At 35.6% G+C, this 21,223-nt stretch carries 30 protein-coding genes and 1 pseudogene; 5 read left to right on the forward strand and 26 right to left on the reverse strand.

Going from position 1 to position 21,223, the window contains the following annotated elements; genetic code table 11:
• Nucleotides 1-24: 24 nt before the first annotated feature.
• From ACESOD_RS00485 to ACESOD_RS00510, 6 genes are read right to left on the reverse strand one after another with little or no spacing between them, the layout of a single operon-like run.
• A complete protein-coding gene (locus ACESOD_RS00485; protein ID WP_373093365.1) occupies nt 25-819 on the reverse strand; it encodes a DUF4261 domain-containing protein in 795 nt (264 codons plus the stop codon).
• Nucleotides 820-867: 48 nt separating this feature from the next.
• Nucleotides 868-1,365, reverse strand: a complete 498-nt coding sequence (locus ACESOD_RS00490; protein WP_373093366.1) for a hypothetical protein — start codon at nt 1,363-1,365, stop codon at nt 868-870.
• A 10-nt stretch (nt 1,366-1,375) separates the two neighbouring features.
• Nucleotides 1,376-1,930, reverse strand: a complete 555-nt coding sequence (locus ACESOD_RS00495; RefSeq protein ID WP_373093367.1) for a hypothetical protein — start codon at nt 1,928-1,930, stop codon at nt 1,376-1,378.
• Between the two features lie 17 nt (nt 1,931-1,947).
• Nucleotides 1,948-2,430, reverse strand: coding sequence for a hypothetical protein (locus ACESOD_RS00500; protein ID WP_373093368.1), 483 nt, complete (start codon nt 2,428-2,430; stop codon nt 1,948-1,950).
• An 18-nt stretch (nt 2,431-2,448) separates the two neighbouring features.
• Entirely contained in the window at nt 2,449-3,300 is an 852-nt protein-coding gene (locus ACESOD_RS00505) for a CbrC family protein (RefSeq protein ID WP_373093370.1), read from the reverse strand.
• A 31-nt stretch (nt 3,301-3,331) separates the two neighbouring features.
• Complete coding sequence (locus ACESOD_RS00510) at nt 3,332-3,838, reverse strand: YfbM family protein (protein WP_373093372.1); 507 nt, start codon at nt 3,836-3,838, stop codon at nt 3,332-3,334.
• Nucleotides 3,839-3,957: 119 nt separating this feature from the next.
• Here ACESOD_RS00510 and ACESOD_RS00515 point away from each other — a divergent pair, with 119 nt between their 5' ends.
• Nucleotides 3,958-4,977: a hypothetical protein gene (locus tag ACESOD_RS00515; RefSeq protein ID WP_373093373.1), complete on the forward strand. Its 1,020-nt coding sequence runs from the start codon at nt 3,958-3,960 to the stop codon at nt 4,975-4,977.
• 30 nt (nt 4,978-5,007) lie between these two features.
• Here ACESOD_RS00515 and ACESOD_RS00520 read toward each other — a convergent pair whose 3' ends face one another.
• The 8 genes from ACESOD_RS00520 to ACESOD_RS00555 all read right to left on the reverse strand — a co-directional run bounded on the left by ACESOD_RS00520 (nt 5,008) and on the right by ACESOD_RS00555 (nt 10,665).
• On the reverse strand, nt 5,008-5,814 hold the full coding sequence (locus tag ACESOD_RS00520; protein ID WP_373093375.1) for a hypothetical protein: 807 nt from the start codon (nt 5,812-5,814) through the stop codon (nt 5,008-5,010).
• A 48-nt stretch (nt 5,815-5,862) separates the two neighbouring features.
• On the reverse strand, nt 5,863-6,174 hold the full coding sequence (locus ACESOD_RS00525) for a hypothetical protein (RefSeq protein ID WP_000351658.1): 312 nt from the start codon (nt 6,172-6,174) through the stop codon (nt 5,863-5,865).
• Nucleotides 6,175-6,212: 38 nt separating this feature from the next.
• Nucleotides 6,213-6,533: a hypothetical protein gene (locus tag ACESOD_RS00530; RefSeq protein WP_373093377.1), complete on the reverse strand. Its 321-nt coding sequence runs from the start codon at nt 6,531-6,533 to the stop codon at nt 6,213-6,215.
• A 93-nt stretch (nt 6,534-6,626) separates the two neighbouring features.
• The gene (locus ACESOD_RS00535) at nt 6,627-7,505 is read right to left on the reverse strand and encodes a DUF4300 family protein (protein WP_373093379.1); all 879 of its coding nucleotides are present in this window, start codon (nt 7,503-7,505) and stop codon (nt 6,627-6,629) included.
• Nucleotides 7,506-7,559: 54 nt separating this feature from the next.
• Nucleotides 7,560-8,441, reverse strand: coding sequence for a diacylglycerol/lipid kinase family protein (locus ACESOD_RS00540; protein ID WP_373093380.1), 882 nt, complete (start codon nt 8,439-8,441; stop codon nt 7,560-7,562).
• A 276-nt stretch (nt 8,442-8,717) separates the two neighbouring features.
• Complete coding sequence (locus ACESOD_RS00545; RefSeq protein ID WP_373093381.1) at nt 8,718-9,437, reverse strand: class I SAM-dependent methyltransferase; 720 nt, start codon at nt 9,435-9,437, stop codon at nt 8,718-8,720.
• Between the two features lie 8 nt (nt 9,438-9,445).
• On the reverse strand, nt 9,446-10,207 hold the full coding sequence (locus tag ACESOD_RS00550) for an alpha/beta hydrolase (RefSeq protein WP_373093383.1): 762 nt from the start codon (nt 10,205-10,207) through the stop codon (nt 9,446-9,448).
• An 89-nt stretch (nt 10,208-10,296) separates the two neighbouring features.
• On the reverse strand, nt 10,297-10,665 hold the full coding sequence (locus tag ACESOD_RS00555; protein ID WP_373094058.1) for a DUF6892 domain-containing protein: 369 nt from the start codon (nt 10,663-10,665) through the stop codon (nt 10,297-10,299).
• Between ACESOD_RS00555 and ACESOD_RS00560 the strand changes: the two are divergent.
• Nucleotides 10,660-10,965 (forward strand): annotated as a pseudogene (locus ACESOD_RS00560) (LacI family DNA-binding transcriptional regulator); the annotation flags it as partial. The gene ACESOD_RS00555 and the pseudogene ACESOD_RS00560 overlap by 6 nt on opposite strands.
• A 155-nt stretch (nt 10,966-11,120) precedes the next feature.
• Here the strand turns inward: ACESOD_RS00560 and ACESOD_RS00565 are convergent.
• The 11 genes from ACESOD_RS00565 to ACESOD_RS00615 form a co-directional block, all read right to left on the reverse strand.
• Nucleotides 11,121-11,792: a CPBP family intramembrane glutamic endopeptidase gene (locus ACESOD_RS00565; RefSeq protein ID WP_373093385.1), complete on the reverse strand. Its 672-nt coding sequence runs from the start codon at nt 11,790-11,792 to the stop codon at nt 11,121-11,123.
• 393 nt (nt 11,793-12,185) lie between these two features.
• Nucleotides 12,186-13,115: a DUF6892 domain-containing protein gene (locus ACESOD_RS00570; protein ID WP_444861158.1), complete on the reverse strand. Its 930-nt coding sequence runs from the start codon at nt 13,113-13,115 to the stop codon at nt 12,186-12,188.
• A 55-nt stretch (nt 13,116-13,170) separates the two neighbouring features.
• Nucleotides 13,171-13,557 (reverse strand): hypothetical protein, encoded by a 387-nt coding sequence (locus ACESOD_RS00575; protein WP_373093389.1) that lies wholly within the window; start codon nt 13,555-13,557, stop codon nt 13,171-13,173.
• Nucleotides 13,558-13,602: 45 nt separating this feature from the next.
• Nucleotides 13,603-14,013 (reverse strand): hypothetical protein, encoded by a 411-nt coding sequence (locus tag ACESOD_RS00580; RefSeq protein WP_373093391.1) that lies wholly within the window; start codon nt 14,011-14,013, stop codon nt 13,603-13,605.
• A gap of 70 nt (nt 14,014-14,083) precedes the next feature.
• On the reverse strand, nt 14,084-14,353 hold the full coding sequence (locus ACESOD_RS00585; RefSeq protein ID WP_373093393.1) for a hypothetical protein: 270 nt from the start codon (nt 14,351-14,353) through the stop codon (nt 14,084-14,086).
• A 291-nt stretch (nt 14,354-14,644) separates the two neighbouring features.
• A complete protein-coding gene (locus tag ACESOD_RS00590) occupies nt 14,645-15,052 on the reverse strand; it encodes a hypothetical protein (RefSeq protein ID WP_373093394.1) in 408 nt (135 codons plus the stop codon).
• 62 nt (nt 15,053-15,114) lie between these two features.
• The gene (locus tag ACESOD_RS00595; protein ID WP_373093396.1) at nt 15,115-15,540 is read right to left on the reverse strand and encodes a hypothetical protein; all 426 of its coding nucleotides are present in this window, start codon (nt 15,538-15,540) and stop codon (nt 15,115-15,117) included.
• Between the two features lie 99 nt (nt 15,541-15,639).
• Nucleotides 15,640-15,882: a phosphohydrolase gene (locus ACESOD_RS00600; protein WP_373093397.1), complete on the reverse strand. Its 243-nt coding sequence runs from the start codon at nt 15,880-15,882 to the stop codon at nt 15,640-15,642.
• Between the two features lie 104 nt (nt 15,883-15,986).
• Entirely contained in the window at nt 15,987-16,553 is a 567-nt protein-coding gene (locus tag ACESOD_RS00605; RefSeq protein WP_373093399.1) for a hypothetical protein, read from the reverse strand.
• A 101-nt stretch (nt 16,554-16,654) separates the two neighbouring features.
• A complete protein-coding gene (locus ACESOD_RS00610) occupies nt 16,655-16,909 on the reverse strand; it encodes a hypothetical protein (protein WP_373093401.1) in 255 nt (84 codons plus the stop codon).
• Between the two features lie 127 nt (nt 16,910-17,036).
• The gene (locus tag ACESOD_RS00615) at nt 17,037-17,534 is read right to left on the reverse strand and encodes a hypothetical protein (RefSeq protein ID WP_373093403.1); all 498 of its coding nucleotides are present in this window, start codon (nt 17,532-17,534) and stop codon (nt 17,037-17,039) included.
• A 269-nt stretch (nt 17,535-17,803) separates the two neighbouring features.
• Between ACESOD_RS00615 and ACESOD_RS00620 the strand changes: the two genes are divergently transcribed.
• Genes ACESOD_RS00620 through ACESOD_RS00630 form a run of 3 tightly spaced genes read left to right on the forward strand, consistent with a single transcriptional unit; the run spans nt 17,804 to nt 20,129 of the window.
• A complete protein-coding gene (locus tag ACESOD_RS00620; RefSeq protein ID WP_444861156.1) occupies nt 17,804-18,598 on the forward strand; it encodes a MerR family transcriptional regulator in 795 nt (264 codons plus the stop codon).
• Nucleotides 18,599-18,600: 2 nt separating this feature from the next.
• Nucleotides 18,601-19,416 (forward strand): ABC transporter ATP-binding protein, encoded by an 816-nt coding sequence (locus ACESOD_RS00625; protein WP_373093406.1) that lies wholly within the window; start codon nt 18,601-18,603, stop codon nt 19,414-19,416.
• On the forward strand, nt 19,413-20,129 hold the full coding sequence (locus ACESOD_RS00630; RefSeq protein WP_373093407.1) for an ABC transporter permease: 717 nt from the start codon (nt 19,413-19,415) through the stop codon (nt 20,127-20,129). The genes ACESOD_RS00625 and ACESOD_RS00630 overlap by 4 nt, the downstream gene beginning before the upstream one ends.
• 228 nt (nt 20,130-20,357) lie before the next feature.
• Here ACESOD_RS00630 and ACESOD_RS00635 read toward each other — a convergent pair whose 3' ends face one another.
• Nucleotides 20,358-21,212 (reverse strand): ADP-ribosylglycohydrolase family protein, encoded by an 855-nt coding sequence (locus tag ACESOD_RS00635; protein ID WP_373093409.1) that lies wholly within the window; start codon nt 21,210-21,212, stop codon nt 20,358-20,360.
• Nucleotides 21,213-21,223 lie beyond the last annotated feature (11 nt).

The raw sequence follows: 21,223 nt of genomic DNA on the forward strand, positions 1-21,223 counted from the left end.
GGACACTCAAATATAAATCATGGTCTAAACATCTAATTTCAAGGAATTGCCTTCCAAATAGACAGCTTTTGACTTAGTGATTTTGATTTTTTGATCTTCTGAAAAGCCAATGGTTTCACCGTCCTTCAAGGTGACATCACTGCCTAAAACATACTGAAGAATAGACAAGAGGAAATAATATAAGTCGTCGCTATCCATAGGGGAGTCGATAATTTCAATCTCAGTTTTTCCAAACTCTTTCAAACCATAAGTGTAAATACTAGTTTTATCTCCCTGGTTGATAATTCCCATATAAATCCAGAGTTGAAGGGGAAGCAGTTCTTCTTTCAAAAGATCAGCTAAGTCCAGATAAAGATCTTTGGGCAAGAGCAAGGTGGTAGAACCCTGATAAATACCAATAGCTGATTGACTTGTTTTTAGGATAGAGGCATTAACTTTAGTCAATAAGGAATAAGTTTCTACTGGAGAAAGATTGTCAGACAAAATAGAAACAATGGCGTGTTGTGTGTGCTCCTGTGTTTCCTTCTCAACATCCTGCCAGAGGTAAGAATAGACATACAATTCTTCAAATTCTTGACTTGGGATGGGAAGATCCATCAATGCCAAAGCAACGAGAGCACCATCAATCACAAAGGTTGCACTAGAATCATCCCCAGAAACTTCAGAAATTTCAAGCCCCCAGTGAGATTTTAAATCCTGAACGACCTGGTCTAAAGAATAAGCCTGCTTGCCTTTGAAGAGGGGCATGGACAAGGTAAGGGTCTTTTTCTTCTCTGACTTTTCTTTCTTACTAGAAAATAGATTTTTCAAAAATTTCATAGGACTTCTCCTTTTTTTCATATCAGTTGGGAAGCAAAGCTATCTTGCTCAAAGTGAGTCGAGATACCAGGTTTCCTCATCCTCAAAACCGTAGAATTTCTGGTCAAGCAACCAATTTCCATCCACCAATCTAAGTACAAACTGATGCTTCATTTCTAAAGCTTCTTGATAATGGGTGATGACTCTTGCTTCTTCAGCTTTTGTCATGATAAAATCGACAGAAAAATCATTCGTTTGAACATAGTTATACTCACTTGGTGAGCCATAAGAATTCCGAACTCCTCCTTCCAAGTATTTTTGAGTCACTCGTCCAGTTAGAAGTTGCATTTGCCTCTGAAAATAGTCATCCATAAGTTCATTCCACTTGGGATGAACTTGATTTGCTGGGATACCAAGGCCTTCTTTTTCCTTATCCAGTGCTCTGTTACGCTCAAAAATTTCCTCTTCTAACAAGGTTAAACTTTTGAGTAAATTAAGCAAGGGTGGGATGATTATTTCTGCCAGAGTTTGATATTTTTCAGGGGTATTTTTATAGTTCACTCTCATAATAAGCCTCTTAATCATCTTGGATTAATTGCTTTAATTCTAGGTCTGAAAGTTGTCCATCCATGTAGAGTTTTCGAAGTAAATCTTTATCTACGGTAATTTCATAATAGTCAGTCACAAACTCATGAAATCTCTCAAAGCTATCAAAAAGGTAAGAAAGCAACCATTCACCACCATCCTGATCTTGGTAAGTGTATTGATGCTCATGACTGTCATACCAGATAAAGAAGGTTGTTTCATCTTTTTGGTCTTCTGAATAAAGTAGGAGATACTTTTCATCCAGTCCTTTATAAAAACTATCAATGACGTCTTGATTCCACTCGTCAGCAGCAAACTGGCTTAAACTACTTTCATGATCAAAGCCTTTTATAAGGATCATTTTATCAGTCAAAATCACATCTAAAGAATCACCAGAGCCATTATCAATAAGATAGCGGACTCCATAGTCTTCCTCAGTCTTAATCACGAGTCTAAGCCAATCCTCACTCGGATCTGTCAGATATTCGTCAATGACTAGCAAGGCATCTAAGCGAGTCTTTATCTTGTCCCAATCAATCTTTCTCATCTCTAAAAACCTCCATCTTATTCTTGCAATTTCTCAAGATCACAAGCCCTATAACGAGCTGTTAGATAGCCTGAAAAGCTAATCTGAGGGATATTCCACTCATTAGGCAAATAAATCGAACAATCTACCTGATCACCTAGAGGAGAACTTGCTGAGAAGACATATCTTCCCAAATCCTCATTATTAGGATTTCTTTCAACTTGACCCAATCTGCTAGTATTGAACCAGTCTTTAAACAGTAACCAGATTTGCTCGGCATCTTCGTTTAATAGGGAGACTTTCAAGTTGTAGCTGATTCCGACCCTACATCTTTTTTTGAATCCTGACTCATCAGCCTTACAAACTTTTATCGATCCCTTATCATACTGCCAGTTATCACTATCTAATAGGGGAAATTGAACAGATAGATTGTCTTTAAATCCCTGCATAGTATCAAATAAATCTTTGGAGGCAGCTTCGAATAATTCTAGTTCTTCCATAGTTTTCTCTTTAATTTTCATAGCTAATCACATTTCGATTTAATCTGCATCAACCCAAATCTGGTATTTTTGACAGTGGAGGCATCTGAAAAGGTAGCCGCAAAGAGAGCCATCCTTAACCAAGTATTCTTCAATATCTTGATATTCTTCACGCGCTTCATAGTCTGCCAAGACTTGCTCAGCGATTCCCATATCCTTCAATTCTCGAGTTCCAACTGTACCCAAGTAAGCACAATAATCTTGGCAACAAGAAAGCCAATATTCTCCCTGCCAACTAGAGTAGCCTGGGGTCTGACAAAAAAGCAACTGATTCTTTTCTGGATCCAATTCTCCCTGCCACTCGGCATCTTGGATAAATTCTGCATCGAATTTTTTAGCTGCTTGACCGTTTGCAATGCACAATGGGCAAAGGTATTCTATATCCTCGATACAATAAGGGGTCAAGTCATAATAAATATTGCTTTCTTTCCCACAAGATGGACAAAGCTTGGCTTCTCCTTCAATAAATGAACCTGTAGCCAAGGGATCTGGATGATAGATAAAATGTGGCAAAGACTGTAATAGCTTCTGCCTATGCTTCTTCTCTTCTTTTCTTAGAGAACGAGGAAGTGCAAAACGATCGCCATGACTCTGACTCATTTCTTGTAAACGACTCAGTTTCTTTATCTGTTTTCGATCAGGTTTGTCTAAGATTTCGGTAAATAAGCTATAGGCACTAGTGTAGAGATCCAATTGTTCATAGAGGTCAACTAAGACTTTCTTAGCTTCTAAATCCTCAAACTTAGCTAATTCATCAGCCAAATCATAAAGGGCCGCGACACTGGAAGAATTTCCATCTTGTTCCAGGTATTGCTTTTTTAAAGTAATATACTTTTCTAGAAATGGATTCATGGGACTACCTTTCTAATGGAATATAAAAACTTTAACAAATAGTGACCAAGACATTTCCATTGAGCTCCAGAATCTTTTTGTAAAACTCTTTCATATTTACAAAGCTGATTCGGATTTCATCCTTGATTTCTTCCTCTTCCTCAAGATAATCCCAAATATTAGGATACAAGTCAGCCTTCTTACATGCTTCCATACTAAAGTCTTTCAAAGCCTTGTCCATATCAAATTCTTCTAAAGCTTGACTGATAGCCGCAATTCTCGATTTTTCAGTATAAGCAATATATTCAGATACATCCTCTAGAGGAGTCACCCCTAAAACAGCTTCTCTCAAGGGATTGTCATCCAAAAATTCTGAACTACTAAATCCAGTCATGACAAAGACCAAGGCATCCCACATTTTGTCAATATCTAGTAAGATATCATGACTATCAACGGAATCCTCAGCAAAATCTAACAAGTCATCTCCTTGATTGGAAAGACCTTTTATTTGTTTTAATTTATCGTCTGGTAAATATTGATAATTGGCAATCATTCCCATGATTTTACTCCTTTGAATCTATTAGTATCATACGGATATTTCTAGCTCTATTTCCCTAGAAAATGCTATAATGGAGCTAAGAAATTGTTTTATTGAATGTTAAATAGGGGGAAATAGTCATGTTCACTAGTATTGTTTTGGGCTTTTATGCTCTTTTCTTTCTATCCTTATCCTTTACCATCTATCTCTATATTAGACTTGTAGTTGCGGTTAAAAAAGGCAAAGACATTCCCAAATGGATTTATAAACTTGGCCATGCTGTTCAAGGAAGAATTCACATTGACTATGAAGAAATCACTGATGCCAATGCCCTTAAAGAGATTCATTGGTTCTTGCTGATCTATTTAATCGTAAATCTACTCCTATTGGCTGGCTTCTACTATCATGGTAATAGCTTTCCTCAAGCCATTTATGAATGTTTGAAAAAACAATTTTTCATCGTACTTGTTAGTATGATTTTAAAAAGTCTTGGAAAATTTATTGTACTAGCTATAAGAAAAAAATTTCATAACAGTCATACCTATGCATCAACCAACGCTTTTATCGGGACAGCTTTTTTAACGAGTTATGTTTTTATGTTTTGCATCATGATGAGTGGCCTTCCAGCTCAACCTGTTCCAGTAACCATTCAAGATACCACTATCATTATCGGGGAGACCAAGGCTTCCGAACTTTTGGACCAAGGCTTTAGCTTTGAAGATAAAAGTCCAGAGACTTCCATCACAAATCCCAAGAACGACCACTTCTACTACGGTCAGCTTCTTGAAGTCAAGCGGGATGATCAGTCCTATGGCTTTATGAGCCTCACTCCCACAGGAAGAGATACGGATCAGCTCAAAAACTGCATCATTACCTATTACAGAACACCTAAGGATAACAATCAACTAGAAGAAATTTCCATCAATCATGTCAAGCTAGCCAATCTCAAACTTCAAGATTTTCAAACACGAAAATTAATCGATATCTTTGAAGTCAATCCTGCTGATTATAATGTCTCTGATACCGATGCCAACTTCATTCTGACTATTCAAACAGCAGATTACGACCTCTGGAAAAGATACCGGATTGAAGCCAAGTTCAATTCAGATGGTTCCCTAGATAGCTATGGTGTTAGAGCCCAGCACAGCATGTGGGAATGATTCCCCATTTCCCCCTTTATCACATAAGCATTAAACTGGAAAAATATCGTCGACAAGTTTATAGGTTTCGATGAATCGAAGGCCAGAGGAACTTTTATCTCTAGTGATTTCTTCATAAATATCTTCTAAATTTTGGGCAGGTGCCAACATCCAAAGACTAAAAGGTCTAAGTTTCACCTGTCCAATTTTTTCAATATTTTCTAATAATTGCCCTAAATCTTTGTGATTGAACCAGCAGTCTGTAACGAGAGCAAACTTGGTATTGTCCATCTTACAGGAGATTTGACTGGTCAAAAAATCATCGATGGAGGGCTTTTTTGTTTGTAAGAGGCGTGTGCAAGCCAAATGATACTCAAGCTTTCTAGGACTCTGATCAACCATAGATACAAATACAAGACCATACTCATCTTGAAACTTAACAGCAAGGAGATCCCCTTCTTCAAAATAGGGTTTGCGTTTAGTTTTGGCTTTAGGGACCTTTAGAGGCCTAGGATTTTTAGTTTGCAGCTGGAGAGCAAGTTTTTCCAAGACCTTTTGCCTTTGCTTCAAAGCCTTTGGATCTATTTCCAACCAAAATGGATTGGGACCTTTTTTGATAAGCTCTAAGGTTTTATCTCTGATGTCGTCTGTCAGGTGACCAATCTTCCACAGTGAGTAGGCAAGAGCTGTCCAATAAATTTCTGTAAAAAAGTCTGTTTGACAGTAATCTTTCTCTGCATCGAGGATATCCTTGATGATATTGGCCACATGATCACCCTCTCTATAGCGACCAACTACCTCATTGTAAATGTCATACCCTTGATCACTGTCAATGATTTTAACGCCATCAATAGCCATTCTCAACTCCTAATGCTCAATCGACATCTTATCGTTAACTCTCAAAACTTATTTAATCTTATGCTTGTTCATTTTCTCTTGGAAAATATCTGTAAGAATTTGTCGCAATTCTTGAGCTTCCTTTTCAGGAAGTTGGCCTTCTTGTTCAGCTACAGCATACAATTCTGGATACTCAAGTGAAATTCTCTTGACTGTACGTGTAATGGCATGTTTTCTAACAAAAAATGGAATTCGTTTAATCATATCTTGAGGAATTAATGCGATAATCTTATCAGCAGTTTCCTTATCGTTCAGCTTAGAGAAAGTTAGTCCCTTTTTAATCATCTCTTGTTCTTTTTCTGTAAAATCTTTAATATCCATTGTGTCTCCTTATAACTATTTTATTTACTACTATTATACTATTTTTTTAATTGGTCGAATGTAAAATCTCTATAAATCACTTCTTTACCAAGAACGGAATCTGTTGTAACAGGTAGTTTTTTCAGCAACTCTTGAATATCAATATCTTTGGGAAGAGGATTCAATTCTCCCAGACTATTTTCCTGAAGATGTGCTGCAAAGATAAACTCTCCCTTTTCCCAATCCATAGCACAATCATTGATAAGATCTACTGGCGACAGGTCCAGCAGTTCTTGCTCTTGCGCTATAAAAGTTTCGTAGATCAGCTCAAAAATCGCTTCTTTATCAATTTTTACAACTCTTAATGTATATTCATCCATGCTTGCTGTCCTCTAATCATATGAATTTAACTATCATTCGGTTGGTAACTTCTTACCCTACTCTTTAGGCAAGTCATCCGAAAAATACTACTTTTAGAGTTGAACCCACTTATCATTATCCATAATAAAGGGTTTCGCTAAACCTTCTCCTGTATAGTTTTCGTATTTGGTAGATAGGTACTTGTAACAATCTTCCTTGGTCGCAAATTTGATAGCTTGATAAGGCTCCTCAAAGGTCAACTTTTCGACAAAAAGGTAGCCATCCTCACTTGGTACAAGAATTCCAACATGACCGATAAAGAGGGATTGACCATCCAAGTCATCATGTACCACTACGGAGAGCATTCTTGCATTTTCATTAAACTTGAATTGAGAAAGGAATTTTTCCATCTTTGCAGCATGAACTTTGACATCTGTCGTTGCTTCGGTCTTGACTCTTGAGAATAAAATATCAAAAGCATCCTTGTCTTCTGCACCAAAGATTTTGCCCTTATCAATGGCATCATTATCGACAAACAAGAGGGAATCATCTTTTTCCAACTTAGGGATTTCGATAGAATTTTTCAATAAACAATAACTGTTAATACGACAGTTGGTACCGACAAAATCACCTTTTTGGGGAGTCCAAAGATTGCTTATCTTTTCAACATCATAGTCTGTTTTGGTAAATGTAGAAAAATCTCCAGTTAAGCCTGCTGAACCGACAGTTTCATTGTAATCATTGACAAGATTGACAAATGCATCCACACTGTCTTTATCCAAATACGCAGCCAAGGCTTTCCGAACTTCTTCTGCACTTGGTTGACTGTTCATATTGGTATAGCTAGCCTTCCAAGAAACTTGAGCAGACTGTGTTTGAGTTACTGAAGTTTCAGTAGTTCCATCACTCGACTTTTGAGCTTGATTACAAGCCACTAAGGTCAAAAGAAGTGTTGAGCAAAGACCAATAGTCGCTAATCTTTTAATTTTCATAGGCTGTCCTCTTTTAAAAATATCGTTAAAAAGACTTTTTAAAGCTTAATGATATTATTCTTTCGGTTGAGAATAGACTTGAATATGCTGACCTAGTACCTTAATTTCTACTGGTAGGTCATCAGATTTATCACCATCAACATCCGTTTCTAACTCAGTGTCTGAAGAGATTTTGATGCGACGAGCTTTTATGTACTCGATGTGATCATTTTCAACGACATCCCCTTTTAATAAGTCAGGGATTACAGATAATTTAGAAAGAATTGATGCATCCTTAAGAATCAGAACGTTTGCATATCCGTCCTTATCGTCATCAAAAATCTTCTTATCAGCAAAATAATTGGTTAGGAGAACTAAAACGTGACTTGCTTCTCCAATATAGTTTCCATTTTCTGTTTCAACTTGAATGTTAAACGCTTGATCTGTCACGACAGACTTCATGGTGTTAATCGCATAGGCTAGCATACCAAATTTTGTTTTATCTTCTATCCCAACGTTATGGATGGCTTCTGGTAGTGAACCAATACTAAAAATGTATCCGAAATAGTGCCCATTTGATTTTCCGATATCAATCTTATTCGTAGAATTAAAATCGAGTTCGTCAATGGCACCATCAATATCTTGATTGATTTCTAATAGTTTCGTAATGAGATTTCCAGTTCCTCCTGGGATGATCGCAAGTTTAGGAATGTAGTCTTTTTCCGCGATACCAGAAATTACTTCATTTACTGTCCCATCACCACCAAAAACAAGAACAGCATCATAGTGCTCACGAGAAGCTTCTGTGGCCAAGTTGGTTGCGTCTTGCGCTTTTTGTGTAATTCTGGTATCGACTTGCTCGAAGTATTTTTTAGCCTTATTTTCTAACTTTTCCTTATAATCTAAAGCCTTTTCGCCACCAGAGGTTGGATTGATAATCAACATTATTTTTTGCATTCATTTTCTCCTCAATATCTATTTACATCTTTAGGCTATCAATATATCTTTTTTGATACACTTTATTATATAATGAAATTTCTAAAAACAAAAATTGAAAGTAGTAAACTAAAATAGATACAATCATGAACTGTCTAAGAATTATTCTTTCAAAATTGGAAAAATAGATTTGTAGAAAAGATTTTATCAAGTTACAAACTGAAGAAATCATCTCATTCACTCTTTCTTCATATACATCAGTTTTTATTTTACTTTAAAACAAAACCTATGCTTCTATTATTTTTTTAGCCACAAATGTTGTAAAAAACTAATATCTTTATAGGGTTTTAAATCACAAACTGCAAGTTCAATCTTTGTCATTTCTTCTAACCAGTTTTCTTTGCTCTTAAATTCATTTGGTTGCAGACTGTAAAATGTTCGAATCCCCAAATAGTTTTCTAATTTAAGACCAGACAAAACTAATAATTCCTCAATCATATAAGTAGAACCACTTGTAAATGAGAGGCTCTCAAAATTTTCACCATTGAGTAAACTAAATGCTTGATTGATATCATTAGCAAAAACAACACTTTGTAGAACTTTTCCAACGTGATTATGCTTGATAATTGAAATCAAGCCATCATCTTTTAAAATTCTTTTGAACTCCAGAAGATAGTCTTTTCGGTCATTAGGATCTATATATTCTAAAACATTATGGCAAAGGACAAGATCAAAGGATTTATCCGTAAAACGAGCGAGTTTGTCAATACTACCCCACAATTTTTCATAGGATGTGGAAGAGTTGGCATAGAGCATTTCCTCATTAGGTTCAACAGAAATAACTTGATTCTTACGAGAAAGAAATTCACTGACCAAGCCAAATCCAGATCCAAAATCAAGAATTTTCTTACCTTCCAGATGAGCAAGTTGGGCAAAGGTTATTTCATATTGTATCTTTCCCCAAGGTTGTTTTAACATATTTCTATAATGTTCAAGATTAGATTTTTTACTTGTCATGTCTTACCTCATTGGAACTGATATTTTTTTAAAATCATTTCTTCTAAAAGTTTACAGTAAACTCCCGGATTTTCAGTGATCTTACAACAGTGGTCATATCCTTGCCAAATGTGAAATGTGGCATGAGGATACTTTTTGGGGACAACTTTTCTAGCAGCAATCAAGTCGAATTCTTTTGAACCATAAAAGAAAACACAGCTTTTTTGTTCCTCTGGCGTGAGGTTAGGTAAAGCTACGAAGGCACAATCACGGGAAATATGTTTAATACTTTCTTCATCCATAGCAATGAAAGAATCCGCCATCATCTCTCCTTTTTCTCCATAAAGTGCAACCATCTTACGAACAGCTAGATCTCTATTTCGCAGAGCTTTTCTGTGCTTTATTAACAATAAATACCTAGTAAAGACATCAAGCAAGGGCGCATTTGTCCATAAACTAACCCCTTCAAAAACAAGTTTCCCAAACCTGATGTCCTTGTAATTCAACAATTGCAGTAATACAACACCACCCAAGGATGCGCCAAAGGCTAAACACAAGTCTTTTATATGATGAGCCTTTAGATAATCATAAATCATCTGGCTTTCCTTAAGAGACGATTCGTAGATGAGCGAAGCTGATTGCCCATGTGCAGACAAATCCGGAATGATATATCTAAACTCTTGCCCCATCTGGTCTGCAATCAGGGACTTCATCCCTTGAGCCGATGATAACATCGGGTGGATTAACAATATCGTATCTTTCTGATTAGAATTAAGATCAAGAATGTTCATTATCTATCACCAGATTTCTTTCCTTTTTAGCCCTTATCCTTAAAGAACTTATACCATCCATTTATGATTTATCCAGATAAATGCGACAATTATAATAACTTCACTTGAACCCCTTGCATGTCGAATATTTCTTTGACATGTTCAAAATTACTGCTTATGATAGTCGCTTGCTTCAGATTTGGAAACTGTTGCAGTTCTTTAAGACTAACTTCATTTAGATCGAAACTATCATCTTCACCGTCCCACTGAGGTATCAGATTCATATAAATTTCATTTCCTCCATCCATATAGATTTCTTGGACATGCTGGGCGTACTCCTTAGGGATTTGGAGCTTTTCAAAATGGTCTAAAGCAGGTTGAATGATCTCCATACTTTCAGTATCAATATCCAACTCGCTAAACTCTTCCGCAAAGTCAAAAATATCAAAAGCAGGCTTTAGAACTCCTTCCTCTTTAATGACTGCCTAAATGTATCTCACCAATTGATAAAAGATGCTCGCATAGATGATATATTAGCAACAAGTGATGAACTTACTGCGGGACTCATAAAAGGATATTAAGAAAGTGGGAACAAATGTCCCTATATTATTGGTCAGGAACATTTGTTAGTTGGACCACTGTTAAACCTCCCAACCATATACGACAAATCCTATTCATTATGAAAATTAGCTTTTAGACAAGCCTTATCTGAAACAATTAGTCAAGAGGTTTTGATCTCAGAGTTTTTATCTCAAGACAAGTATACTTTCAAAAATTAAACAAAAAACCTTAGAAACAAGGCCTTTTGTTATTCAAGTTTTTAGCAAGATTACTTACTTTTATAAATCAAGTCATCTAGCCCACTTTTGCTGATAGTGACCATTTCCGCCCTATAATGAAAATCCTTTATTAGCTAGATAACATTAAAATCTTTCTAGCTATACATCATTAGCAAAAGAATTCCTGTTGCATTTCCGAGAATATGAGAAAGTGTAGAAATCAAACAATTCCCAGACTTTTTATAAATCATTGCATAGATGATACTATCAACAAAAATCATGAAAATATCGTAGCTTACAAGCCCAACGCTTCCACTAGAAATATGGGCTATCGCGAACAATAAAGAAGATAGAATGGCACAAAGCCAAAATGGTATAATTCTCATTGACTTACCAAGAAAGAAACCTCTCCATGCAATTTCTTCCCCCAAGGCTGCGATTACTATTTGAACCATAAGGAGCGGTATTTTATCGAAGGATAACATACCATCCGTTCTTCCCAAAATATGACTAGCAAAAGCGCCCTTAAATATCATATCGCCGATAAGCAAAGTTGCTGCAGCGGTTCCTACAGGAAGCAAGACCAAAAGAATTACCCCTTGTTTTTTCAGATCATCGAAAAATGATTTAAAGCGCAAACCTGATTCTATATGTGATTTTTTATCAAAATGTTCAAGAACAAAGAAAAAGAGAATACCAATCAGTACAGTGAGACCTGACAAAGAAAGTTCAGGTATTATCTTTGTCAAAGACAATACTGCCATTAGAAACAAACCAATGATCGTAGTATATATCGACTTTTTATCTATTTTAGCAAAATCAAGCATAAATATTTCTCCTCAACGTTAGTAGGGCGACATGGTTATACATTTGTCCTGAATTGTCAAACTAAGTTCACAATTCAAAACTTAAAAAACTTTCGCCAAAAGGTTTCTAGGATTTCACGAGCAAAGTTACACACTCAACAATTCGCTGTTGTCGTTGGTAATCGAATCCAGTTTGCTGAGCTTGAACACCTTGAAAAACGGTCAAGGACATAAAAACCGAGACCATCGCAACAATAACATTTTTCAAAAACCGTTTTGTAACCATGATAAAACTCCCACATTTCTATCTAGTAATATTATAGCAGAAAAAAGCGGTTACAAACATATAAGATCTGTTTAGATTTCGATTTTTTGTTTTATTAAATAAAACGATGGTTCCCCTGTACTAAGTTTTTACAACAACTCTACATCAATGCCAGCTTCATCAAAAACTGCTTTGACATGTTCAAAATTACTGCTTATGATAGTCGCTTGCTTCAGATTTGGAAACTGTTGCAGTTCTTTAAGACTAACTTCATTTAGATCGAAACTATCATCTTCACCGTCCCACTGAGGTATCAAATTCAGATAAATTTCATTTCCTCCATCCATATAGATTTCTTGGACTTGTTCGGCATATTTCTTAGGTATAGGAAGATTTATCATATAATCAAGTGCTGGCTGAATTATCTCCATACTTTCTGTGTCGATGTTCAACTCACTGACCTCCTCTGCAAAATCAAAAATATTAAAAACAGGTTTCAAAACCTCTAAATCATACATTAAAACCTGGATAATGGCTAGTTTAAAATTTATATTGTCAAAGCGTAACACTTCTTCGTCAGTTTCTTTTAACTTGTAACTTTCCCGTTCATGTTTAACCTCTGGAAAGTAGGAAATAGAAAGTGTGTCAGTGATGGTCTCTGCAATTCCATTAAAATTCGTTCCATAAGGAGTCCATAAAATCAGGTTGAAATCACCTACTCTCTGTCTATCAGAAAAGAAATAAGGAGATTTTCCATCTGATAATACCACAGCTTGACATGGTTGCTTTGGCAATTCTTTCTCTCCAGTCATAGATTTTACAACATCGCCATAGTAGAGGAAAACTGTAGAAATCAAATGTTCCTCATCAATGTAGGTTTTAGATTTTTTTAAATGATTTTTAATCGAGAAAGAATGTTCAAATACAATTCCAGCTTTGTCATAAATGTATTTGATAAACTTATTATCTCTTTTGACAACCTGGTCAGGCTTCCCCAATACAGCTTCAATATCTTTCAAGGATAAAGGAAAAGCTAAGCTAGTTCCGTTAATAATCATTGAATTGTTGTGGAGATTGATTTCAAGTTTTTTGTGTGTTTTTTTCTTAAAAAATGAAACATATTACTACCTTTTCTTAAGTTTCTTCCAGATAAATCTTGACAGCTTGGTATTCCTGCTCTTTAGCATAGGCAAACACCTCCGAAGCTCTAATGTAATCAAAGATATTTTCCTCTAAATCTTCATCCCAGATCGATTCATGAAATATTTGATTCTCTTGACATGCTTCATAGAAAATATCAAGGTGAACTTGATAAAACTCTTCATCTTCATTTGGAGCTTGTCTTACTAAGGATAGTTGAAACATTGGCTTATCAGATATAGCTGTAAATGTCCCTGTTTCAAACAAAATCATCTCATCCTCAATAGGCTCACGACACAAGTCTTCAAAGATTGCTACTATATCCTCTAAGGGCATCTTATCGGTGATTCTTTCTCTTAAAAATTCAAGTGATTGCTTCATATTGCTCCTCTTTCTACATGTTTACCATCAGAAACTGACTAAAAATTAAAAGTAACCTATAACTCTAATAATCTCTATAAAGTAGTATATACCTATCGCGATAGCTATCATAATTGCTAGAACAACTAAACCAATGATCATCCTTGCCCAGATATGCCTTTGTGCCTGTTCAATGACAAAAGCACTAAGAGACGCGAACGATAATCCAAAAGCTAGAAAGATAGATATGGTCCAAACAAACGGAATAACTGTCATCCATGGATATGGAAATGGTTGGCCGACTGGATGATTTTCTAAAATAAAATAAGTAATAATCGCAACTAGATACAAAAAAATATTCACGATATATAAATACTTAAAAACCTGACGTCTATGAACGAATACCATCAATCCTAAGACGAAAATCATGATAAGGGGGATGAAAAGACGCCCCCAAATATAACTGTCATTAAACATAGCTAACTCCTATATCTTATGCAAAATCATTTTCAACTACCAATGCTTCAATTTGCTAATCTGGTCTCCCTTATTCCTGATGATTCCAAAGATATTTTTCTGAATGACACCAGCCAGAAATATAGTCTAGCATTTCTGCAAACCACTCTTTTATCATTCCATCTTGTAAGCTGTCATAGTATGTAAAAAATCTCTCGTATACTTGTGTCTCCTTTATACCTAGATGATGGATTTTCCTTAAAAGATTATATCCTAACTCAGCATATTCTTGAAAATTTTCATCTGTAACCTGATTCGAATATTCGATTATTTGAAGAAATAAGCTCTCAAATTCAGTCAACTTTCTCACCTCTGATCTAGCTTTTGACTCCATAAAATAACTAATCTTAACTTAGAAAAATCCTATTAAAAAATAGAATTCCTACACCCTTTATTATACTACATTAACAGAAAAAAAGACTGAACCAGATGGCTTTCAGCTTGGTTTCAGTCTAGATCTTTTTGATAATCGGAATAGCCACTGTAAGGACGTCTATCTCAAAATTAATTCCATGTAAAAGGGTTAATAAATACATATGCTAGGAAGCTATGGAAATCATAAAATCTCCTAAGAACTAACCTGGCTCATCTTTTAATCTAACTTGATAGTTTCAGATAGGATAATTGCCCCAGTACCACTGACATCAAAAAATCCCACATCATGTTTTGAGGCTAACATGAGCATTGTATTATAGGCTGTTTCTGCTTGTGACCATGCAAATCCTGCATAGATAAGATTCTTACCAATACTATAGTCAGTAAAACGACTTTCCAGCTCTTGGTCATTCTCTAAAGCATCATCCATATCAAAGTCACCATTCATAGGTGGAAATAGTTTTATCATGTCCAGAAACCAACTTTTTAGTTTGCTTGAACTAACTTCAATTGAATCATAATCGTGGTCTTCCTTCCACTCCACTTGCTCGTCATACCAATCTAAAAATTCAGCTTTACTAGCTGGTGCGATTGATTTCTCAAATACTACTAAATCATAAGACATAGCTATACCTTTCTCTTTTATTATCATTACGCATATTTTCTCAATATCCTATACAGCTTCTCTCAGCTATGCAAACTTTCAATCATGATTAAAACTAAAGATTGGGGATTGATTTCAAAGCCATCAGCAGTAATTCTGTCATTAAAATACTTGACCGCTTGATCATGATCAAGAAAGCGATTGCTACTAAGATACTGTTCAATCTCATCCAAGAGAAAAGCACTTTCTTTTAAAGATTTATCTTCAAAACCATTCGCATAATGGATGCTCTTCATCATTCGTTTGAGCTTAGTTTTAGGATAGCATTCTTTAAGTTTATCCTTTAAAGAAAGAACAAGATCCTCAAAGGATTGACTATCTATATCATCCTTTAACAAACCTGATATTATATTCTTTTCGTACATATCTTCGATTAGTTCTTTCAAAGCCTGTTTCAGGACAAGGTTGCTTTCTTCAGAATTTGGTGTCATATAAAATTCTTTATCCATTAACTTTCTCACTAAATATATTAAAAATTATGATTTCCCACAAAAATATTTCAGTAAACTTTTTAAAAGCGAGCATTTTCAATTTGCAGCTCACCTTCTTCAGAAATTTTCGTGAGTAACTTCTTCAAGATAGTCATCCAGATGATGGTAAATTTGTATATCTTCTTCTGAACTATCTTGTAAAACTGCAAATACCTTCACTTTCTCATCATTGACAAATACGAAATTATGTTCACCAAAATAAGCCTGATAACCCTTGTCAATTAAGGTCCAAAGTTCATCTTTTTTTAAACCAAAAATATTTTTTTTTACAAGATAGGTTTTCCCGATTTCCATTTTCACAATGTCCTTTCTCCTTAAGAAGCTAGATAGTGCTAGATGTTTCTCTTTACTTCTTAATCCGTTCACGCAAGCAGTGGCATACACAAACAAGGAAATTTGAGTGACTATTGGATATACTCCATCGCTTCTTTAATATATCTTTCTACATCTTCAATCTCTACAAACGTTGGGTCTAAGTGACACAAGAAGTGCCAATCTTTGGAACCTTTCTTTCTGTAGAGAATCGCTTCGCCGTCTTCACTTCCAAAAAAGCTTCTGTCAACTTCATATCCAGTGCGTTCTAAGAAGTCTTTTGCCTTGCGGAAGTTTACTTCTCGTGCTTCGACATAAGCTTTCACTTCATCGTTGTTAACGACATAGGCATCGATTTTTGAATATCCATCGATTACTTTATCGTTTTTAACGGATAAATTCGAAATTTCTTTCCAAATAATGTCCACATTTTCTTCGAGTTCAAACGAAAATCTAGATAAAGGGACAATATTTCCGTTGAAGACAATCTCCATATAATCCGGTAGATTTTTTGGATTAAAATACTCCACTTCAAACCCATCTTCTTTTTCTAAAGTATATCCAGGGATTTGAGTTACAAATTCTCGTCCTTCTTCTAAAGAATCAAAAGCGACTAAATTCTTTGAATAATTGTTTTGGTACAATTCTAATATAACCATCTATCATCCTCTAATCTTAACTGTTTCTATTAATTCTGATCATTTTTACGTTATTACTATCTCAGCCTGTGGTACTTCTGTTGAAAAATAAAAGTAAGACATTAAATTTTGTTAATCTCCTGCTTAAACTTTAATTCAAGTATTTTATTATAACCTTCATGAAAACGATCTCTTGTTACCACTTCGCCTGGATATTTTTCCTCTAGAAGTGCATAAATTTCATTTGATCTAATTCCTATTTCCGCCATATCTTGAAGGAATGGACTGCATAGCTTCATCTCACCTTTACTCGATTGTTTTAATAAAATTCCATATATAGGAATCTTAGTTAATAGATTATAAGTACTCTTTTTCATACTATTATCCTCCCCCACAAATTCGGATTGATGCGCAAACATTCTAGAAAAAATGATGCTATTTAATGCTTCTTTTAATTTTAGAAAAAGAGGTCAGTTCAAATCTGAACTTCAACCTCCTAAATAATTATTTTTCTTTGTTGCAGATAATGTATGCTTTGATGAAATCACTACCCACAACAATGGTTAACGGAACACTCAAAACAACTTCATCAGTTTTGCCATTCTCATACTCTTGTCTTTCTTCAGGAGAGTATAGGTACATAGCTATTGAATAGGTGTTCCCAGCCTCCAAGTCAAGATCCATACTGATATTTTCTGATTTGATATTAATTGTTTGATTCAGTCGAGTCTCAGTCGTTTTATAAACGCCCTCGATTGTATATCTCCCTGGAACTAAAGCAACTACCCTTTCTAGGTTTTCTCCAGTTATTGGATTAAAGTCAGCAAGATTCTGTCCATTAATTTTAGTTTTTGAACAGTATAAATGAACAATAGCTTTATCACTATTATCACTAACAAAGCTAATAGCTTTTTTCTTTCTATTACCATTTGCAATCATAAAAACAACAAATAGCAAGAACCAAAAAACAACAAATCCTACGATAATATACATTGTATTCATCATATATCTCCTATATTTCCTTTACTTTTTAACTACATTATAGCACCAATCATTGAACAAAGCAAAAAGATATACTAAGTCCAAGTAATTGTTTTTGGACTTCTCTTTCATCCCCTTTTTGTCACCTTAAAATAGGTGTTTTCACAAGCATTTTCATTTATATTAAGTAAACGAGATCACTAGAATAAATCTTTAATCAATAATTTTTATAAAGCGCTTGCTCATGACCTTACGTAATGATGTATAATATATATTAGGAGGTGAGAATGATGGCAAAATTCAGAGCAATCCCAGAAGGGTTTATGACAGTTGGGGAAGTTGCCAAGAAAATGGGAGTTACAGTCCGAACTCTACAATACTACGATAAAGAAGGACTACTTTCTCCATCGGCAGAAAGTGAGGGAGGACGTAGGCTTTATACCGATAAAGATTTAGTGTTGCTTCATCAGATTATATCCTTGAAATCACTTGGTTTTTCTCTTAAGGACATAAAGGGACGTTTGAACTCTTTGAAAACTCCATCTGAAGTTGCAAATGCTCTTACAGAGCAAGCAGATGATATTCGCCAAAAAATAGAACAACTTCAGGCTTCATTATCAGAAATAGAGCAGTTAAAAGTTGAAGTTTTACAAATACAGACGGTTGACTTTAAAAAGTATGCAGATATTATTGTCAACCTACAAATGAAGAATGAATCTTACTCTCTGATTAAACGTTTTGATGATGATACGCTGGACCGTATACGCAGTCGATTTGACAAGAAAAGCGGATCAGACTTTCTGGACAGATTTAATCGCCTGAGTGATGAGATTGTGAAGCTCCAAAAAGAAAAGGTGCCAGCTGATAGCGAACAGTGCCAACAAGTTGTACAAGAATACTGGGGCTTGATCATGGAGTTTACAAATGGAGATATGACTATGCTTCCGAAGTTGATGGAAGTCGGTAATATTGATACCGCTACTAACGCTTGGGAGGAAAAGCAAAAAATCGTTAACTCATATTTAGAACCAGCTTTGCAAGTTTATTTTTCAAGACTTGGAACCAATCCCTTTGAGGAGGTGTAGCCATGAAATACGCAATAGAGGTTCGTGAACTAAATAAAAATTACGGTTGTTATGGGGTCCTAAAAGGTCTTAATTTTCAAATCGTAAAGGGAGAAATTTTCGCTTTACTTGGTGTGAATGGTGCTGGGAAAACAACAACGCTTGAATGTATTGAAGGTCTGAGAAAATATGATGGAGGCTCTATTGTTGTAAACGGCAAAATGGGAATTCAATTGCAGTCATCTTCTTTGCCCGCTCATATTAAACCTATGGAAGCGATAAAGCTCTTTGCAAAATGGAATCAAACAAAAATTGATGATAATATGCTTAAAGCTCTGAAAATAAAAGAAATTGAGAAGTCACAATACCTGCAATTATCTACGGGACAAAAAAGAAAACTACATCTCGCCCTTGCACTTATCGGAAATCCCGATATTATTTTCCTCGATGAACCGACAGCGGGACTTGATGTTGAAGCAAGACTATCCCTCCACGAACAAATACGGAATCTCAAATCACAAGGGAAAACAATCATTTTGGCAAGTCATGATATGGCTGAAGTTGAGACCTTATGTGACCGCATTGCTATTTTGAACAGTGGAAAGATTGTCTTTTGTGGCACTCCTTCAGAACTGACAGACAAGGTTGGAAGAAGATACTATATCCATTTAAAGACTCAAGAGGGAGTGAAGTCTTTTGAAACGACTAATATTGAGGATGCCTTAATTTCATTATTGCAAGAATGCAAGCAGAAAAAAATTCAGATATTGGATATTAAGGTTGATCGTGGCACCTTGGAACAGCATTTCATCAAAATGGCAAGGAGGGAATCAGAATGAACTGTTTTCTATATAGTTTAGTATTACAGTGGAAATTAGATATACGAAGCAAATCTCTCTTGGTTACTTTCTATATTGTACCGCTTGTTTTCTTTCTTATCATGGGTGGTATTTTTACTTCCGTTATGCCTGAGATGGGAAGTACGCTCATACAATCTATGATAGTCATGAGTGTCTCAATGGGAGCCTTTCTTGGCTTGCCCCCTTCATTAGTTGAAATTTATGGAAGCGACATTAAAAAAATTTATAAAGCAAATGGAGTACCTATTTATTTAGGATTGCTAACTATGGTTCTCTCGGCTTTTGTCCATTTGATGATGACCAGCATTGTGATCCTGCTACTTGCCCCTATTTTATTTAAAGCAATTCTACCGACTCAACTTGCGATTTTCTTACTTTCACTCACCATATATATTATTGTATCATTGAGTATTGGATGTATACTGGGACTTACTTTAAAAAACCAGGCAAAGCTGACCATGTTAGCTCAACTTGTATTTTTGCCTTCAATTATGCTTTCAGGGATTATGTTTCCAATTAGTTTGCTCCCTGATTTTCTTCAAGTAATAGGCCATGTTTTTCCGGCTTATTGGGGATACCGTTTGATGTTAGATAAAGGGCTTCGACTTGAAAATCTATGGTATTTGATTCTGCTAACTTGTATAGCAGTAATAACATGCATTTTACTAATGAATAAACAAAAATCTGAGTAAATAGCTGAATAAAGCAAAATGGATTAATTACACCATTAATTTAAAAGAAAAAAGTGACGAGTTTATTTATTATCTCGTCGCTTTGCTGTTTTTCAGTGGTCAAGCTCATGACTTGGTTAAGTTTGTTTCTGTCTTTTCTTCTCAAAAGGTGATAACTCTTTACCCTAGTATTTGCTCAACTTCCATAATCTTATCTTTCAGAGTTTGATATTGACTAGTTAGTATCTGTTATGATATTGAAACTTCTTTCTCCCATCGTCTGAGCACATCTTTCAAAGGCTCATCGAGATAGCTATAGGCCTTGTCCTTAATCCACTCAGGAATTCCATAAGCTGCCTCGGCGATACTTCCTGTGATTGCAGCAAGAGTATCACTATCCCCACCAATAGAGATAGCATTTCTGATAGCATCCTCAAAGTCTGTACTTTCAAGAAAGGCAATGATAGCTTGAGGTACCGTATTCTGGCAAGTTTCATTGAAACGATAAGTAGGACGAATTTCATCTAGTGTTTGAGAAAGATTATATCCATACTCTTGCTCTATGTATTCCTTGATGAGTCTCTTGCACTCTGTAGGGTTATCGTTGATCGGTTTTCCATAGTCACCACTGTAACCTCCAAAGTAATAACGACACATAAAGATAGCATCAGATGTCGCCATAGCTCCCTTGACGCCCTCTGGATGGTTATGAGTCACCTCTGCAGAAAGTCGTGCAAGAGCTCTTCTGGACGGCCAGGCTCCCGTTCGTGCACAGAAACTACAATCCATGGTCCAGGCACATGGAGAAACACGCATTGCTGAGCCATTTCCAAAGCTATTATAAGGTTCTCGATCGTCGCCATCAACCCAATTCCCAAATCTTGCACCGTAACCTGCATCGGGATACATCCTACCATATTTTTTCATGGCATCAATAAAGTCATCCTTCTGACCGCCATTCATAATGGCTTCTGCAACAGCACAGGTCATCACCGTATCATCTGTGAAAAAACAATCATCCCTAAACAGGGGAAAATCCTTCGTTTTAATGTTGTCCCATTCATAAACAGAACCTACAATGTCTCCAACTATTGCTCCTAGCATCAGATTCCTCC

It is taken from the genome of Streptococcus oralis (genome assembly GCF_964238205.1).
Taxonomy (GTDB): domain Bacteria; phylum Bacillota; class Bacilli; order Lactobacillales; family Streptococcaceae; genus Streptococcus; species Streptococcus oralis_CZ.

Coding starts and splice junctions, on each gene's coding strand:
- ACESOD_RS00510 (WP_373093372.1), bottom strand. CDS start 3,838: ATGGGAATGATTGCCAATTATCAATATTTACCAGACGATAAATTAAAA.
- ACESOD_RS00605 (WP_373093399.1), bottom strand. CDS start 16,553: ATGGTTATATTAGAATTGTACCAAAACAATTATTCAAAGAATTTAGTC.
- ACESOD_RS00635 (WP_373093409.1), bottom strand. CDS start 21,212: ATGCTAGGAGCAATAGTTGGAGACATTGTAGGTTCTGTTTATGAATGG.
- ACESOD_RS00545 (WP_373093381.1), bottom strand. CDS start 9,437: ATGACAAGTAAAAAATCTAATCTTGAACATTATAGAAATATGTTAAAA.
- ACESOD_RS00530 (WP_373093377.1), bottom strand. CDS start 6,533: ATGGATGAATATACATTAAGAGTTGTAAAAATTGATAAAGAAGCGATT.
- ACESOD_RS00505 (WP_373093370.1), bottom strand. CDS start 3,300: ATGAATCCATTTCTAGAAAAGTATATTACTTTAAAAAAGCAATACCTG.
- ACESOD_RS00630 (WP_373093407.1), top strand. CDS start 19,413: ATGAACTGTTTTCTATATAGTTTAGTATTACAGTGGAAATTAGATATA.
- ACESOD_RS00590 (WP_373093394.1), bottom strand. CDS start 15,052: ATGTCTTATGATTTAGTAGTATTTGAGAAATCAATCGCACCAGCTAGT.
- ACESOD_RS00500 (WP_373093368.1), bottom strand. CDS start 2,430: ATGAAAATTAAAGAGAAAACTATGGAAGAACTAGAATTATTCGAAGCT.
- ACESOD_RS00490 (WP_373093366.1), bottom strand. CDS start 1,365: ATGAGAGTGAACTATAAAAATACCCCTGAAAAATATCAAACTCTGGCA.
- ACESOD_RS00525 (WP_000351658.1), bottom strand. CDS start 6,174: ATGGATATTAAAGATTTTACAGAAAAAGAACAAGAGATGATTAAAAAG.
- ACESOD_RS00575 (WP_373093389.1), bottom strand. CDS start 13,557: ATGAAGCAATCACTTGAATTTTTAAGAGAAAGAATCACCGATAAGATG.
- ACESOD_RS00540 (WP_373093380.1), bottom strand. CDS start 8,441: ATGCAAAAAATAATGTTGATTATCAATCCAACCTCTGGTGGCGAAAAG.
- ACESOD_RS00580 (WP_373093391.1), bottom strand. CDS start 14,013: ATGTTTAATGACAGTTATATTTGGGGGCGTCTTTTCATCCCCCTTATC.
- ACESOD_RS00520 (WP_373093375.1), bottom strand. CDS start 5,814: ATGGCTATTGATGGCGTTAAAATCATTGACAGTGATCAAGGGTATGAC.
- ACESOD_RS00535 (WP_373093379.1), bottom strand. CDS start 7,505: ATGAAAATTAAAAGATTAGCGACTATTGGTCTTTGCTCAACACTTCTT.
- ACESOD_RS00495 (WP_373093367.1), bottom strand. CDS start 1,930: ATGAGAAAGATTGATTGGGACAAGATAAAGACTCGCTTAGATGCCTTG.
- ACESOD_RS00595 (WP_373093396.1), bottom strand. CDS start 15,540: ATGGATAAAGAATTTTATATGACACCAAATTCTGAAGAAAGCAACCTT.
- ACESOD_RS00515 (WP_373093373.1), top strand. CDS start 3,958: ATGTTCACTAGTATTGTTTTGGGCTTTTATGCTCTTTTCTTTCTATCC.
- ACESOD_RS00565 (WP_373093385.1), bottom strand. CDS start 11,792: ATGCTTGATTTTGCTAAAATAGATAAAAAGTCGATATATACTACGATC.
- ACESOD_RS00615 (WP_373093403.1), bottom strand. CDS start 17,534: ATGAATACAATGTATATTATCGTAGGATTTGTTGTTTTTTGGTTCTTG.
- ACESOD_RS00620 (WP_444861156.1), top strand. CDS start 17,804: ATGGCAAAATTCAGAGCAATCCCAGAAGGGTTTATGACAGTTGGGGAA.
- ACESOD_RS00610 (WP_373093401.1), bottom strand. CDS start 16,909: ATGAAAAAGAGTACTTATAATCTATTAACTAAGATTCCTATATATGGA.
- ACESOD_RS00625 (WP_373093406.1), top strand. CDS start 18,601: ATGAAATACGCAATAGAGGTTCGTGAACTAAATAAAAATTACGGTTGT.
- ACESOD_RS00550 (WP_373093383.1), bottom strand. CDS start 10,207: ATGAACATTCTTGATCTTAATTCTAATCAGAAAGATACGATATTGTTA.
- ACESOD_RS00485 (WP_373093365.1), bottom strand. CDS start 819: ATGAAATTTTTGAAAAATCTATTTTCTAGTAAGAAAGAAAAGTCAGAG.